A 14,122-nucleotide genomic window follows, 5' to 3' on the forward strand; every position below is an offset into this window, starting at 1 on the left:
ACGAACTATTGGGAAAGGGATATGCCAACAAATTTAGAAAAGCTAAAGCATATAAGTGTAGGCAGCTTAGTCGACCTAGAAATATTAACACCTACAAGCAGTAAGCGTGTTAAAACTGAATTAGTTGGTTTACTCGATAAACAGTTTATTATTTTAAATTATCCCAATGCAAAGCGTTTACCTGTGGCGAGTGACTATTTACGTGATGGCGTAATGGTTGTTGTAAGAGCGCTTATTGAAGGCAGTGGCGGGCAAGTTATTGCGTTTCGCCAGCAAATTATGTCGGTAGCCTCTCATCCCGCTAAACTCGTGTTTATAAACTTTCCAAAGCAAGTGCAGTTATTTGCGCTACGCTCACAAACACGCATACCTACCTTATTACCTGCAAAGCTAAAGCTAAGTGACGATAGGGTACTTGAAGGCCTTATTAAAGACATTTCACTCACTGGTGTAATGTTTGATATTAGAGGCGATCAGCAAGTTGAAAGTATTAAAGATATGCAATGCACTGTCGTACTTAATAGCAGTGATAAAGATTTTGAAGGTGAAATTTGCAGTGTTAAAGAGCATGCCGCCGGTGTGCACTGTGGAATTAAGCTACTAGCAAGCGAGGATGAAATGAAAGCCTTTATGAAAGAGCATTTTATAGACCCTTCTGCGCTTGAGCCTACCGTTGAATAAATAGGTTTTCGCTTATTTGCAACAAAAAGGCATTTTACGTCAGTATTTGTAAAATGTTTTTTCTCTCTTTCATAATTAAAATTATTATTTAAATAAAACAACTGATTACGTATTGTTTTTTACAGCTTATTTTTTGTTATTAAAGTTTCCTCGGTAAAATTTATCTCAATTATTCTTTTAAATCCCTCCATTTAAAACCATACATTTTAAAATGTATCTTTTTATATAAACATAACTATATGTTTTTATTGGTTTTAATGTAGACCCTTTAAAACGTGTTGCTAAAGGGCAACAATAATTATTCTAAAAATGCCTTCTTGTTGTACGTTTTTCATTTAACTTATTGAAAATTATTAACTTTTAAATGTTGGCATCTAAGTTGTAATAGTCTAAGTGTACTGAACGAAATCGTGATTCAAAGTGAAATACTTAATCGCACACACATAAATTTGAAGGATACATATTATGAAAAGCATTAATAAAACTTTAGCACTTATCGCTATTGCATCTTCTTCAGCCGCTTTTGCTGTAACAGATTTTGACACACTGGATGTAGACGGCAGTGGCACAATTAGCCAAGCAGAAGCATCAGTAGATGCAAAGCTAATGAGCATGTTTTCTGAGCTTGATACTGACCAAAATGGTGAGTTATCAAAAGAAGAATTTTCAGAAGCTTAATTGAAAAGTATTTATCCTGAGTTGCCAAAGACACCTAAGTAGGCAAGGGAGCTTACGAAAGAGGATAACAAGGAAGTGAAAAATTACGTTTTAAGTTAAACGAAGCAATTTTTTTGATAGAACATTGAAGGATTAAGTTATGAAACATTTAAATAAAGCATTAGCACTTATAGTACTAGCATCTTCTTCCGCTGCATTTGCAGCATCAGATTTTGACAGCCTTGATATCGATGGTAGCGGCACAATTAGCCCAAGCGAAGCGGCAGTCGATACAGATTTAATGGCTGAATTTATTGAGCTAGATACCGACGGTAGCGGCGAGCTTTCTAAAGAAGAATTCGCTAATTACTAATTAATCTTTTCAGATTAAACATTTTTCACAGTCAGGGATCTTTGAAAAGGACTTCCCATATTACTAGGAATATTATTATGAAAACATTAAATACAACACTTGCAGTTATCGTTTTAGCATCTTCATCAGCAGCATATGCCGCAGTAGATTTTGCCTCTTTTGATGCAGATGGTAACGGTGCTATTACAATGGAAGAAGCAAAGGTTAACCCTCAGCTTGTAAAGATTTTTGATGATTTGGATACTGATGGTAATGGTGAAATCTCTAAAGAAGAGTTTTCAAAAGTACAGTAATCAATATTTAAGCATACTCCATTAAAGCCGCCTTAGTCAGCGGCTTTTTTGTGTATTAAATTAACTAATTAGAGTAACTAGTTAAAGGAATATAGCACTTACTTGGAATAGTTTTTCTACAACGGTAATGTGTTTTTTGTCGATTAAAAACATGATGACATGATCGCCCGACATAATAATTGTATCATCGTGAGCTATCAACACATCGTCATTACGTACTATTGCCCCAATGGTTGTACCTGCAGGAAGTTTTATGTCGGCAATCGCACGACCAACCACTTTAGATGTGTTTTCATCACCATGAGCAACCGCTTCAATGGCTTCTGCTGCGCCTTTACGCAGTGAATACACGTTAACAATATCACCACGGCGTACGTGCGTTAATAACGCTGATATAGTTGCTTGTTGTGGCGATATGGCAATATCTATTTCGCCGCCTTGTACCAAATCAACGTAAGCTCCACGTTGAATAAGTACCATGGTTTTTTGTGCGCCCATGCGTTTTGCAAGCATGGCCGACATAATGTTTGCTTCATCGTCGTTGGTTACAGCAATAAATACATCGACTTGTTCAATATGTTCTTCTGAGAGCAATTCTTGATCAGATGCGTCACCACAAAAAACGACCGTGTTATCGAGCATTTCTGAGAGTTGCTCGGCACGTTCTTTACTGCGTTCAATTAGTTTAACGGTGTGGTTTTTTTCAAGTGAGCGGGCAAGGCCTGCCCCAATGTTACCGCCACCAGCTATCATAATTTTTTTGTACGAACGCTCAAGTTTTTGTAGCTCGTTCATTACTGCGCGTATATGTTTTGTAGCGGCAATAAAGAATACTTCGTCATCGGCTTCAATAACGGTGGTACCCAGTGGTTTGATTGCTTTACCTTGACGATAAATAGCGGCAACACGAGTTTCTACATTAGGAATATGTTCTTTAAGTGCAGATAACGCATAACCTACTAATAAACCCCCATAGTAAGCTTTTACGGCTACTAACGAGAGCATGCCATCAGCAAACTGCAATACTTGCAGAGCACCAGGGTAGTCAATTAGACGGCGAATATACTTAGTGACCAGTGCTTCGGGAGCAATGTAATGATCGATTGGTAAATCATCGTTTTGAAATAGTTTTTCGCGGTATTTTAAATATTGCTCTGAGCGAATGCGGGCAATTTTAGTGGGCGTTTTAAAAATACTGTACGCCACTTGGCATGCAACCATGTTCACTTCATCTGAACTGGTTACCGCTATAATCATATCGGCATCTTCAGCGCCTGCACGGCGTAATACATCAGGGTGCGCGCTGTGGCCCATAACCCCTTGTAAGTCGTACTTATCTTGAAGTTCACGTAATCGGTTACCGTCTATATCAACAACGGTAATTTCGTTTTGTTCGCCAACTAAGTTTTCAGCAAGCGTAGCACCAACTTGCCCGGCACCGAGTATAATTATTTTCATTATTTACCCGTGGTATTGATCATAATTTAATTAAAAAAATAGCCATTTAATGTTTCATAAATGGCTAACTATTTAGTGTACGGCTATTAGGCTTTTTTAACTAGCTTAGCGTAATAAAATCCATCACTTTCACCGGGCAGTAACTGCAAACCTGGAGTTGTTACGGTATCATTTTCGTGTAGAGGTATATGTTCTACATCATCGTTATTAGCTAAAAACTTAGCAACTTGCTGTTGGTTTTCTTGTGGAAGAACCGAACACGTAGCATATACCAATGTGCCACCTGGTTTTAACAGTGGCCAAATGCTATCAAGAATATCGTTTTGTAACTTAGATAAGTCTTCGATATCTGATGCGCGACGTAACCATTTTATATCAGGGTGACGGCGAATTACGCCAGTGGCTGAACAAGGCACATCAAGCAAAATACGATCAAATAATTTTTCGTCCCACCAAGTATGTGGTTGTGATGCGTCGCCACATTGTAGGTCTGCACCTAAGCCAATACGGGTTAAGTTTTGCTTAACGCGTTCAAGGCGAGTTGAGTCGCTATCAAGTGCAAGTACATCAGCATCAGCAAGCTCTAATATATGACACGTTTTTCCGCCAGGTGCTGCACAGGCATCTAAAATATAGTCATCTGCTTTAGGTTCTAAAAAGCGGGCTGCCAACTGTGCTGCAGCATCTTGTACTGAACATGCACCTGTATCAAACTCAGGCAACGAAAATACATCACGTGGTTTGGCAAGCTTAATCCCATCAATAAAGTCAGGGTTTAAGGTGTGTTCAATATCGTTAGCGCTAAGCATTTCGCTGTATTCTTGCGTGCTAAATTGTGCTTGGTTTACACGAAGCCACATTGGCGCTTGTTGCTGGTTTTCTTCAAGTAGTGCTTCCCAGCTATCTGGGTAGGCTGTTTGCACCTGTTTAATAAACCAATTTGGATGGTTGTATAAACATACCGGAATAAGCTTCGCTTTTTCTTCAAGCTCTGCTTGTTGGCGCTGAAAACTACGTAAAATGGCGTTTATCAGCCCTTTTAATCCTAAAGCGCGAAGTTGAGCCAGTGCGTTTACAGTTTCTGAAATTGCAGCATGTGGTGGTACGCGCATATGCTGCAGTTGATAAATACCTACATATAATAAAAACTGAAATATTCTACGTTTACCTTTTAATGGCTGCTCTACTAAGTGTTGGCAGTAATTTTCAAGGCTCGGTAAGTAGCGTAAAACGCCATAACAAATTTGCTGTAGCAACGCTTTATCTTTAGGCGGCAAGCCTTGGCTTGCAAATGGAAGTTCTTGATTAAGCGATGCGCCTTTATCAACTACGTTATATAAAGTTTCAGCGGCCAGCGCTCGTACGTTTGGAACATTACTCATTGTTTTCGCCTAATATTGTGCCAGGGGTAACCCAGTCACTACGACCATTTAAAAAGTCGTTAATTGCCATTGGTTTTTTACCTTGCGGCTGTAATTGCGTAATACATAAAGCGTGTTCGCCACACGCCACTACTACGCCATTCTTATCGCTTGATAAAATTTGCCCAGGATCACCTGATTGCAGCACAACCTGCGCTTGATAAATTTTTACTGTTTGCCCACCCATTTGGGTAAAGCACACTGGCCATGGATTAAAAGAGCGAATGTTTCGCTCAATTTGCAGTGCACTCATTGACCAATCGATATTAGCTTCCTCTTTAGAAAGCTTTTTAGCGTAGTTAGCAAGTTCATCATTTTGAGGTTCAGGGGTGAGCTCGCCATTCGCTAATTTATTAATGGTTTCAATTAACGCGTCTGGACCTAGCTCAGCAAGCTTTGTATATAAACTAGCGCTAGTTTCTGTCGTGCTAATAGGGCAGCGACTTATATGTAGCATATCGCCGGTATCTAGCCCTTCATCCATTTGCATTATTGTTACGCCGGTTTGTTCATCACCTGCCCAAATTGCGCGTTGAATCGGTGCAGCGCCGCGCCAGCGCGGTAATATAGAACCATGCACATTTAAACAACCCAAACGTGGGGCTTCTAATATAGCTTTAGGTAAGATTAAGCCATACGCTACAACAATCATAATGTCGGCATTTAAGCTTGTTAGTTCTGCTAGTGCTTCATCATTTTTTAATGACTGTGGCTGAAAAACCGGTAAGTTGTGCTCAAGCGCTAGCTCTTTCACTTCACTGGCTTTTAATTTTTTACCACGACCTGCAGGGCGATCTGGCTGGCTATATACACCCACTATTTGGTGTTCGCTTTGTATCAGCGCTTGTAAATGACGTGCTGCAAAGTCCGGCGTACCGGCAAATATAATGCGTAATGGTTGAGTCACTGAGTTTTCCTAAGGTACTTATTACTAATCTGCAAATTTAGCTTCTTTTTCAAGCTTTTTACGAATACGTTGGCGCTTTAATGGAGATAAGTAATCAATGAACAGCTTACCTTGAAGGTGATCTAGTTCGTGTTGAATACAAATAGCCAGTAATTCATCTGCATCTAGTACAAACTCTTCACCGTTTTCGTTAAGTGCAGCGACTGTTACTGTTTCAGCGCGGTCTACTTTTGCATACGAGTTAGGTACTGATAAACAGCCTTCTTCGCTAACGGTAGAGCCGTCTTTTTTAATGATTTGTGGATTAATTAATACCAGTGGCTCGTCGCGCTCTTCTGATACATCAATAACAACGATTCGTTGATGAATATCTACTTGCGTGGCCGCAAGTCCAATGCCATTTTCATCGTACATTGTCTCTAGCATGTCTTTTACAATTTGGCGTACTGTATCGTCAACTTGTGCAACATCTTTTGCTATAGTACGTAAACGTTCATCTGGAAATCTTAAAACTTCTAACCTAGCCATAGTTACCTTTTTCACTTGTGCTTAATTTAGGGTATTGTATGCTCTTATTTTAGCCATTCGCGTTCACCTTTAACAGGTTTTGGGCAATAATAATGAAAAAACAATACAAGGAAGCTCAATGAAATCTCCATTACTTGCAATCATGCTTACGCTAAGTGCTGCGTTTCCCGCAATTGCTGACGTGCTTAAAATAAAAAAAGATGCACCAAAACAGTATGTTGTAAAAAAAGGCGATACACTTTGGGATATTTCTGGCATCTATTTAGATGAGCCTTGGCTATGGCCTGAACTTTGGCAAATGAATCCACAAATTGACAACCCGCACCTAATTTACCCCGGTGATGCATTAGCGCTGATATACGATGCAGATGGAAACCCACGTTTAGTGATTAATAAAGGATATAGAAAGCTATCTCCTCAGGGTCGTATTACACCAAAAGGGCGTAATGCTATTACTACTTTGCCGCTTGAAATGATCAAACCGTATATCAGTTACGAGCAAGCAATGAATAGTGACGATATTAAAGGCAAACCTTATATTTTAGGTGCTAACGAAAATACTAAAACACAAACGTTAGGCCATATTTTATATGTTAAAGGCGACTTACAAGTACATAAGGCATATGCCATTTACCATAAAGGTGATCCTTACACTGATTTAACCGGTGAAGTGTTAGCAACGCGTGCATCTTACGTGGGTATCGCACGTGCGTTTAGAGCGGGTGATGAACACAATGGTGTGCCTTCGTCATTACGTGTTGAGTCTGTTAAACGAGAAATTCAGCAAGGCGATTTTTTAATGCCGGCAATGGAAGGTCAAATGCTTCCTGCGTACTTTAATATTCACCGTCCTTCTGAGCCCGTAACAGGGAATATTATTGCTTCCCCACGACAAGTTAGAGAATTCAGCACAATGGATGTTGTAGTGCTAAACTTAGGCAGTGAACAAAACATAGAAGCGGGTCATGTATTAGATCTAGAACGTCAATCGCCAACGGTTATTGATGGTCCTCGTGGCCCTCGTTACCCAGAAGATTCTAGTAAATACGAGAAGCTTTTATCTGATGTGAGCCAATTATTTGGTGATGAGTCTGACGAAGAGAGCACAACGTGGACTATGCCTAAAGAAAAAGTTGGCGAGCTAATTGTCTTTAAAGTGTATGACAAAATAAGTTATGCATTAATAACTAAAAACCAGCACCCAATTCGCATTGGAGATATTGCAGTTATTCATTAAGAAGTAGCGAGTCGGTGCTCTAGGAGAGAGCATGGATCAGTCATCTGGCAAGCTAGCCCACTGGCTTGCCTTTTATATGTGTAAAGGGTTGGGTATCAAAACCCTTTTAGCACTATCTACAAATTATTCCCTTGGGTCGTTATTCGACTTATCTCATGACAAGCTTTTACAGCTTGGATTAACCGCTAATCAGGCGAGTAATTTACTCAACACCAATTGGCAACAAGTCAGCCATTATGAGCAACTAATTACGCTGCACAACATTACGGTTGTCTGTATTTTTGATGCGCTTTATCCAGAAGATCTCCGACAGATTGCCAGTGCGCCTTTATTACTATTTTGTAGGGGAGATGTCTCGTTATTATCTACTCCACAAATTGCAATTGTAGGGAGTCGTAATGCCACACCTACCGGGCTTGAAATAGCATCAGAATTTGCATACGAGTTAACTTTAGCGGGTATTACAGTTACCTCAGGTATGGCGCGGGGAATAGATGGAGCAGCACATAAGGGCTCTCTTGCTGGTACGGGTAAAACCATAGCGGTGCTTGGTACTGGGGTTGATATTTACTATCCTAAACGCCATAAACTATTAACAGACCAAGTTTTAGAAAGCGGCCTGTTGGTGAGTGAGTTTTTACCAGGGGCAGCTGCTCATGCGCATAACTTTCCGCGCCGAAATCGTATTATTTCTGGGTTATCGTTGGGAGTGCTTATTGTTGAGGCTGAAATTAAAAGTGGTTCGTTAATTACAGTACGCTATGCGCTTGAACAAAATAAAGAGGTATTTGCAGTACCGGGTTCTATTAAAAACCCGTTAGCGCAGGCAAGTCATTTTTTAATAAAGCAAGGTGCTAAGCTGGTAGAAAACGTGGCTGACATTCTTGATGAGGTGAGTTTTACTTACGACAATAATGTATGTAACAAAGAGCAGCCTATTCAGGCAAATTCTCAATGCGAGGTTTTAAATAGCATTGGCTTTGAAGTAACCAGCGTAGACGACATTGTACGTCGTGCGCAGTGGCCAATAGACAAAGTACTCAGTAGGTTGCTCGATTTAGAATTAGACGATCAGATTGAGCGAGTGTTAGATGGTTATATTAAGTTGAGCGCAGGGAGGTAATATGTTTGATATTCTTTTATATCTTTTTGAAAATTACATTCATAGCGAAGCGGATATATTTGCAGAGCAAAATGAGTTAACCGATGAGCTACTGCGTGCGGGCTTTAATAAGCCTGAGATATTTAAAGCTCTCGATTGGTTAGAGCAACTCGCTGATTTACAACACAGCGATGAGTCTCCTTATCTTATTACTAACCCTAAAGATGCTGTGCGTATATTTACCGATAGTGAATGCCAAAGGCTCAGCGCTGAGTGTCGTGGCTTTTTAATGTTTATTGAGCAAATAGGCGTAATTAACAATGTAACACGTGAAATGGTAATGGACTGTTTAGCCTCTCTCGATAAACCAACTATAAGCCTAGAAGACTTAAAGTGGATTGTACTTATGATCTTGTTTAACGTTCCTGGCTCTGAAGAGGCATACGAGCAAATGGAAGATTTGATTTTTGATGAACCCAGCGAACTTCTTCATTAGAGATAATTATCTTAATTGTACTCAAATTACTTAAACGGATAAGCACGGCATTGCTTGTATCTTTAAGTGGTTTGGGTATATTAGGCGAAAATTCACCAACCCATTAGGATCACCATGAGTAAAATCGACCATTCGCTTTTCTCGGCGAACAAGCACGCCCTCGAAAAAGAATACGAGATATGCCCACAGTGTGGTTCAGAGTTAGTGATCCGCAATAGTAAATCAGGTCCTTTTTTAGGATGCGCAAGTTATCCCAAATGCGACTTTATTAGGCCGCTAGCACATCACGACAGTAACGAAATCAAAATATTAGAAGATTCAGCATGTCCTGAGTGTAGCAAACCGCTGGTGGTTAAAAATGGCCGCTATGGTATGTTTATTGGGTGTACGGGTTATCCAGAGTGTCATTATATTGCTAACGAAAATGAAGAAAAGCAAAGCGAAGATACTTTGCCTAGTTGCCCTAAATGCAAAAAAGGTCATTTAGTCGCGCGCAGTAATAAGTTTGGTAAAGTATTTTATTCTTGTGATTGCTACCCAAGTTGTAAATACACGCTTAATAATAAACCGGTTGAACATCCGTGTCCTGAATGTGACTGGCCTATTGTCATAGAAAGAAATATGGCAAATGGCACATTATTGCAATGCCCACAAAAAAGCTGCATGCATAAGCTTACCCCAACTGAATAACGTTTAATTATATCTGGAGACTACTTTGTCAGACCTTTCAAATACGCCCACTGCAATAACATGCTTAACGCAAGGCGAAGTTATTTTATACCCAACAGAAGCTGTATATGGTTTAGGTTGTGATCCAGATAATCAACAAGCCGTTGAGGCACTATTAGCTATTAAGCAGCGCCCGGTTGAAAAAGGGCTTATTTTAATCGCTGATAATTATGGGCAGTTATTAAAATACGTAGATGATGCAAAAATACCAATGGATAAACGCGCTGATATTTTTTCCAGTTGGCCTGCTGCTATTACATGGGTTATGCCTGCATCTAAAAATACGCCTAAATGGCTCACAGGGCAGTTTGATACCATCGCAGTAAGAGTAACAAACCATCCAACAGTAAAGCGTTTGTGCCAGGAGTTTGGTAAGCCACTAGTATCAACCAGTGCAAACTTAACCGGTCAAGAAACAGTAATTAGTATTGAGCAAGCGAAAGCGCAATTTGCAGAACAAGTTGGCTTTTACGTTGATGAGGCGTTAGGTGGTAATACTCAACCAAGCACAATAAAAGACGCCATGACTGGCAAAATATTTAGAGGTTAATATGCAAAGCGAATTATTAGATCAAGTAAAAGCATACTTTATGGCTTTGCAAGACACTATTTGCAAAGGTTTGGAGGCTGCAGATGGCAGTGCTAAATTTATAGAGGATAACTGGCAGCGAGCAGAAGGCGGTGGTGGTCGTACACGTGTAACCACAAATGGCGCTGTAATAGAGCAAGGCGGAGTTAATTACTCACACGTATTTGGCGCTTCAATGCCAGGCTCTGCAACAGCACACAGGCCAGAGCTTGCAGGGCGCAGCTTTCATGCGTGTGGTGTGTCGTTAGTTATTCACCCTAAAAACCCTCATGTACCAACAAGTCATGCCAATGTGCGCTTTTTTATAGCCGAAAAAGAAGGCGAAGAGCCAATATGGTGGTTTGGTGGCGGGTTTGATCTCACTCCTTTTTATCCAGTATTAGAAGACGTACAGCATTGGCATCAAGTTGCTCACGACATTTGTGCGCCATTTGGTAGTGAAGTTTATCCAAAATATAAAACATGGTGCGACGAGTATTTTTATTTAAAGCACAGAGACGAGACGCGCGGAGTAGGCGGTTTGTTTTTTGACGATTTAAACGAACTTGGTTTTGAAAAGAGTTTTGCGTTTATGCAATCGGTGGGTAATGGCTTTTTAGATGCCTATTTACCTATTATTGAACGTCGCAAAAATGACGAATACACAGAACAACAACGTGATTTTCAGCTTTATCGTCGCGGACGTTATGTAGAGTTTAATTTAGTATGGGATAGAGGCACGTTGTTTGGACTGCAAAGTGGCGGGCGCACTGAGTCTATATTAATGTCTATGCCACCACTTGCACGCTGGGAATATAACTATAAACCAGAGCCAAGTAGCCCAGAAGCTAACCTATATCAGTATTACTTACGCCCGCAAGAGTGGCTAACGAGTCAACCAAGTGAGCTGATAGCCAGAGAATGGCAATTATAACAATTACACAGTAATCAAAAAGGCGCTAATTAGCGCCTTTTTACATTGTAGCTAAATACAAATTTAATGCTGATTGATCATATGCGTTGCTAGTTGAGAGAATGATTGTTTTAAGCCTTCACGTAACAACGGATTGTCTATTTCTATATCCAGCGTTTTATTCATGCAGTGCACCCACTGATCGCGCAATGCTTTATCTACAGTAAAAGGCATATGCCTTTTACGTAGCATTGGCTGGCCATGTTTTTCAGTAAATAGGTTTGGCCCGCCTAACCAACCAGATAAAAATTCAAAAAATACTTGGCGAATTCGATCTAATGGCAGAGGATGCATATCATATAACGGTTTAGCGTATTCATCTGACTCCATTATGTCGTAGAATCGATTGGAGATAGCACGCGCCCCTTTTTCTCCACCTATTATTTCATACGGTGTTTTTTCAGGAGTAGGAGCCTGCTGCTCAGGAGCTGGCTTAGATTTAGAAAAAAGTCGTTTAATCATATTACTTATCATAGTTAATAGGCAGTATATAGCTGCAAAGAGGTTGCTTTAAAATGGACAAATATGCGGTTTTTGGAAATCCAATTAAACATTCAAAATCCCCCGCGATACATAAACAATTTGCTGTATCACTGGGTGAGCAAATCGACTATCGCGCAATATTAGCACCTATCGATAACTTTGAAAAAACAGTATTGTCTTTTTTTGAGCAAGGTGGTGTTGGTGCTAACGTTACAATGCCATTTAAAGAGCAAGCCTATGCAATGGCCGATGAGCTTACGCCATTAGCTAAAATTGTAGGGGCTGTTAATACATTAAAAAAACGAGATGATGGCACATTACTCGGTGATAACACCGATGGTGTGGGCTTTGTAAATGATTTAGTCGCTAATGAAGTAGCCATAACTAATAAACGCATTTTAATCATAGGTGCGGGCGGTGCTGCTCGAGGGGTTATTTTACCTTTGTTAGAGCATAACCCTCAGGAAATAATAATAGTTAATCGCACAGTACAAAAAGCTAAAGAACTCGCAGAGCTGTTTACTCAATATGGGCCAGTATCTGGCTTTGGCTTTGATGATTTACCAGTAAGCGATTACTCACTAATTATAAACTCTACATCTAGCAGTATGAATAATGAGCTTCCAGCTCTTGATGAAAAACACATAACTAACTGTGAAGTCGCTTATGACATGTTTTATTCATTGCAAAATACCATTTTTATGAATTGGGTTGCACAGCATAATATTAACGCTAAGCTTTTAGATGGTAGCGGAATGTTAGTTGGTCAAGCTGCTCAAGCATATTATGTATGGCGTAACAAAATGCCAAAAATACTTCCCGTCGTTGATGCACTCAAACAAGGAATGCTTAAATGAATCAGGCAATACAGTTTATAGATAGGCTAGAGTTTAGAGAGCCCGATCATCAGTTAGTTTTTTTTGCACAAGTTAGTGGCATGCTGGTGGAATGTATAATAGAAGTAAATACACTTAAATTAACAGACGAAAGTCACGCAACAGAGTATTTTGAAAAGTATCGTTTTGATTACGAAGAACGTGCCGAGGAGCTTATCGAAGAAGAGAGCTATAACTCGGCAGGCCAAATTGAAGTAAGCTTATTAACTTAAGTTAGCGATTTCAGCTAAGTATTCATCTTTAAGTGATACATAGTTATCGGCAGATATTTTTAAGAAGGCAAGTTCTTGCTCTGTAAGAGGGCGGGCTTGCTTAGCTGGACTTCCTACATATAAGTAACCAGACTCTAAACGCTTGTTTGGAGGCACCAAAGAGCCGCCGCCTATAATTACATCATCTTCAACAACCACGTTATCCATAATGATAGCGCCCATACCCACAAGTATACGATCTCCTAGTACGCATCCATGCAACATTACCTTATGACCAACAGTTACATCGTCACCTATAATAAGTGGGTAACCATCAGGATTGCTTTTAGTTGCACGAGATAAATGCAAAACACTGCCATCTTGTATATTTGTACGCTCACCAATACGTATATAGTTAACATCACCACGTGCAGCTACTAACGGCCACACACTACTATTATCACCTAAAGTAATGTTACCAACCAAAACCGATGACTCATCAATATAAACAGACGAATTAAATGAAGGAGTAACACCTTTATAAGAACGAATTGCCATAGTCAGTACCTTTTAGATCATAATTATTAGTCTTTGAGTGTATCAGCAAGGTGATTTTTGTACCATACAGTGCACTGTTTGGTTACAAAACTATCAGTTTTAGGGGGTTTAGTTCAGATACTAACCGAACAGTATCTTTTTTTACTTTTTCTTTAAAAAAGTGCTTGCGTAAAAATATGAACTCCCTATAATGCGACCCCACTGAGACGGGAAACGCCAACGCATAGCGAGGCACGAACAACTCAGAGAGTTAAATAAAACTTAGGTTTTAAATCTTCCAAAAAGAAAGTTTAAAACTAAGTGTTGACTCGAAAAATAAAGGGTGTATTATTCGCATCCCTTGAGTCGCTAAAGCGACTCAAAACGTTCTTTAACAATATAAAGCAATCATCTGTGTGGGCACTCGTACAGATTGAGTTCTAACAGCCAACCTACTTAGGTAGCGAGGCAAACAAATTAGAGTCTCAATTGAAAGCTGAGTGACCAACAGAATAGTTATTTCGGTAATTATTCGGCACAGTCAATTCAATATCGAAAGATATTAAAATAAATTCAGAATTCATTGAGCTGT

At 39.7% G+C, this 14,122-nt stretch carries 18 protein-coding genes; 12 read left to right on the forward strand and 6 right to left on the reverse strand.

The window, feature by feature from the left end; translation table 11 throughout:
* Positions 1-21: 21 nt before the first annotated feature.
* The 4 genes from QL995_RS20100 to QL995_RS20115 all read left to right on the forward strand — a co-directional run bounded on the left by QL995_RS20100 (position 22) and on the right by QL995_RS20115 (position 2,004).
* Positions 22-681, forward strand: coding sequence for a flagellar brake protein (locus QL995_RS20100; RefSeq protein WP_165729282.1), 660 nt, complete (start codon positions 22-24; stop codon positions 679-681).
* Between the two features lie 465 nt (positions 682-1,146).
* Positions 1,147-1,359, forward strand: coding sequence for an EF-hand domain-containing protein (locus QL995_RS20105; protein ID WP_007584184.1), 213 nt, complete (start codon positions 1,147-1,149; stop codon positions 1,357-1,359).
* A gap of 139 nt (positions 1,360-1,498) precedes the next feature.
* The gene (locus QL995_RS20110; RefSeq protein ID WP_004335174.1) at positions 1,499-1,711 is read left to right on the forward strand and encodes a calmodulin; all 213 of its coding nucleotides are present in this window, start codon (positions 1,499-1,501) and stop codon (positions 1,709-1,711) included.
* A gap of 77 nt (positions 1,712-1,788) precedes the next feature.
* Complete coding sequence (locus tag QL995_RS20115; protein WP_007584177.1) at positions 1,789-2,004, forward strand: EF-hand domain-containing protein; 216 nt, start codon at positions 1,789-1,791, stop codon at positions 2,002-2,004.
* Positions 2,005-2,085: 81 nt separating this feature from the next.
* On the opposite strand, the gene trkA is transcribed toward QL995_RS20115, so the two are convergent.
* The 4 genes from trkA to def form a co-directional block, all read right to left on the reverse strand.
* The gene (gene trkA / locus QL995_RS20120; protein ID WP_004335170.1) at positions 2,086-3,462 is read right to left on the reverse strand and encodes a Trk system potassium transporter TrkA; all 1,377 of its coding nucleotides are present in this window, start codon (positions 3,460-3,462) and stop codon (positions 2,086-2,088) included.
* An 86-nt stretch (positions 3,463-3,548) separates the two neighbouring features.
* Positions 3,549-4,844, reverse strand: a complete 1,296-nt coding sequence (gene rsmB, locus QL995_RS20125) for a 16S rRNA (cytosine(967)-C(5))-methyltransferase RsmB (protein ID WP_007584175.1) — start codon at positions 4,842-4,844, stop codon at positions 3,549-3,551.
* A complete protein-coding gene (gene fmt / locus QL995_RS20130) occupies positions 4,837-5,790 on the reverse strand; it encodes a methionyl-tRNA formyltransferase (protein WP_101216779.1) in 954 nt (317 codons plus the stop codon). The genes rsmB and fmt overlap by 8 nt, the downstream gene beginning before the upstream one ends.
* Before the next feature lie 24 nt (positions 5,791-5,814).
* Positions 5,815-6,318: a peptide deformylase gene (gene def, locus QL995_RS20135; RefSeq protein WP_007584168.1), complete on the reverse strand. Its 504-nt coding sequence runs from the start codon at positions 6,316-6,318 to the stop codon at positions 5,815-5,817.
* A 118-nt stretch (positions 6,319-6,436) separates the two neighbouring features.
* On the opposite strand from def, the gene QL995_RS20140 reads away from it, so the two are divergent.
* The 6 genes from QL995_RS20140 (at position 6,437) to hemF (ending at position 11,384) form a co-directional block, all read left to right on the forward strand.
* On the forward strand, positions 6,437-7,555 hold the full coding sequence (locus QL995_RS20140; RefSeq protein WP_010555159.1) for a LysM peptidoglycan-binding domain-containing protein: 1,119 nt from the start codon (positions 6,437-6,439) through the stop codon (positions 7,553-7,555).
* Between the two features lie 31 nt (positions 7,556-7,586).
* Complete coding sequence (gene dprA, locus QL995_RS20145; protein ID WP_290294939.1) at positions 7,587-8,678, forward strand: DNA-processing protein DprA; 1,092 nt, start codon at positions 7,587-7,589, stop codon at positions 8,676-8,678.
* A 1-nt stretch (position 8,679) separates the two neighbouring features.
* Positions 8,680-9,153, forward strand: coding sequence for a DUF494 family protein (locus tag QL995_RS20150; RefSeq protein ID WP_010555161.1), 474 nt, complete (start codon positions 8,680-8,682; stop codon positions 9,151-9,153).
* A gap of 114 nt (positions 9,154-9,267) precedes the next feature.
* Positions 9,268-9,843 (forward strand): topoisomerase DNA-binding C4 zinc finger domain-containing protein, encoded by a 576-nt coding sequence (locus QL995_RS20155; protein WP_008138064.1) that lies wholly within the window; start codon positions 9,268-9,270, stop codon positions 9,841-9,843.
* 25 nt (positions 9,844-9,868) lie between these two features.
* Positions 9,869-10,432 carry an L-threonylcarbamoyladenylate synthase gene (locus QL995_RS20160; RefSeq protein WP_010555163.1) on the forward strand — a complete coding sequence of 188 codons (564 nt, stop codon included), beginning with the start codon at positions 9,869-9,871 and terminating at the stop codon, positions 10,430-10,432.
* Between the two features lies 1 nt (position 10,433).
* Entirely contained in the window at positions 10,434-11,384 is a 951-nt protein-coding gene (gene hemF, locus QL995_RS20165) for an oxygen-dependent coproporphyrinogen oxidase (RefSeq protein ID WP_010555164.1), read from the forward strand.
* Positions 11,385-11,447: 63 nt separating this feature from the next.
* On the opposite strand, the gene QL995_RS20170 is transcribed toward hemF, so the two are convergent.
* Positions 11,448-11,885: a group II truncated hemoglobin gene (locus tag QL995_RS20170; protein ID WP_197113405.1), complete on the reverse strand. Its 438-nt coding sequence runs from the start codon at positions 11,883-11,885 to the stop codon at positions 11,448-11,450.
* A 53-nt stretch (positions 11,886-11,938) separates the two neighbouring features.
* Here QL995_RS20170 and aroE point away from each other — a divergent pair, with 53 nt between their 5' ends.
* Both aroE and QL995_RS20180 read left to right on the forward strand, forming a co-directional pair.
* On the forward strand, positions 11,939-12,763 hold the full coding sequence (gene aroE, locus QL995_RS20175; RefSeq protein WP_290294940.1) for a shikimate dehydrogenase: 825 nt from the start codon (positions 11,939-11,941) through the stop codon (positions 12,761-12,763).
* On the forward strand, positions 12,760-13,014 hold the full coding sequence (locus QL995_RS20180) for a DUF1488 family protein (RefSeq protein WP_007584142.1): 255 nt from the start codon (positions 12,760-12,762) through the stop codon (positions 13,012-13,014). Before aroE ends, QL995_RS20180 begins: the two co-directional genes overlap by 4 nt.
* Here the strand turns inward: QL995_RS20180 and QL995_RS20185 are convergent.
* Complete coding sequence (locus QL995_RS20185; RefSeq protein WP_101162793.1) at positions 13,006-13,551, reverse strand: gamma carbonic anhydrase family protein; 546 nt, start codon at positions 13,549-13,551, stop codon at positions 13,006-13,008. The two genes, QL995_RS20180 and QL995_RS20185, sit on opposite strands and share 9 nt — an antisense overlap.
* Positions 13,552-14,122: the final 571 nt, after the last annotated feature.

Source organism: Pseudoalteromonas sp. APC 3358 (genome assembly GCF_030408075.1).
GTDB lineage: Bacteria > Pseudomonadota > Gammaproteobacteria > Enterobacterales > Alteromonadaceae > Pseudoalteromonas > Pseudoalteromonas arctica.

Excerpts from the sequence above, each read along its gene's own strand:
- QL995_RS20100 (WP_165729282.1), top strand. The coding sequence starts at position 22 with ATGCCAACAAATTTAGAAAAGCTAAAGCATATAAGTGTAGGCAGCTTA.
- QL995_RS20105 (WP_007584184.1), top strand. The coding sequence starts at position 1,147 with ATGAAAAGCATTAATAAAACTTTAGCACTTATCGCTATTGCATCTTCT.
- QL995_RS20110 (WP_004335174.1), top strand. The coding sequence starts at position 1,499 with ATGAAACATTTAAATAAAGCATTAGCACTTATAGTACTAGCATCTTCT.
- QL995_RS20115 (WP_007584177.1), top strand. The coding sequence starts at position 1,789 with ATGAAAACATTAAATACAACACTTGCAGTTATCGTTTTAGCATCTTCA.
- trkA (WP_004335170.1), bottom strand. The coding sequence starts at position 3,462 with ATGAAAATAATTATACTCGGTGCCGGGCAAGTTGGTGCTACGCTTGCT.
- rsmB (WP_007584175.1), bottom strand. The coding sequence starts at position 4,844 with ATGAGTAATGTTCCAAACGTACGAGCGCTGGCCGCTGAAACTTTATAT.
- def (WP_007584168.1), bottom strand. The coding sequence starts at position 6,318 with ATGGCTAGGTTAGAAGTTTTAAGATTTCCAGATGAACGTTTACGTACT.
- QL995_RS20140 (WP_010555159.1), top strand. The coding sequence starts at position 6,437 with ATGAAATCTCCATTACTTGCAATCATGCTTACGCTAAGTGCTGCGTTT.
- dprA (WP_290294939.1), top strand. The coding sequence starts at position 7,587 with ATGGATCAGTCATCTGGCAAGCTAGCCCACTGGCTTGCCTTTTATATG.
- QL995_RS20150 (WP_010555161.1), top strand. The coding sequence starts at position 8,680 with ATGTTTGATATTCTTTTATATCTTTTTGAAAATTACATTCATAGCGAA.
- QL995_RS20155 (WP_008138064.1), top strand. The coding sequence starts at position 9,268 with ATGAGTAAAATCGACCATTCGCTTTTCTCGGCGAACAAGCACGCCCTC.
- hemF (WP_010555164.1), top strand. The coding sequence starts at position 10,434 with ATGCAAAGCGAATTATTAGATCAAGTAAAAGCATACTTTATGGCTTTG.
- QL995_RS20170 (WP_197113405.1), bottom strand. The coding sequence starts at position 11,885 with ATGATTAAACGACTTTTTTCTAAATCTAAGCCAGCTCCTGAGCAGCAG.
- aroE (WP_290294940.1), top strand. The coding sequence starts at position 11,939 with ATGGACAAATATGCGGTTTTTGGAAATCCAATTAAACATTCAAAATCC.
- QL995_RS20180 (WP_007584142.1), top strand. The coding sequence starts at position 12,760 with ATGAATCAGGCAATACAGTTTATAGATAGGCTAGAGTTTAGAGAGCCC.
- QL995_RS20185 (WP_101162793.1), bottom strand. The coding sequence starts at position 13,551 with ATGGCAATTCGTTCTTATAAAGGTGTTACTCCTTCATTTAATTCGTCT.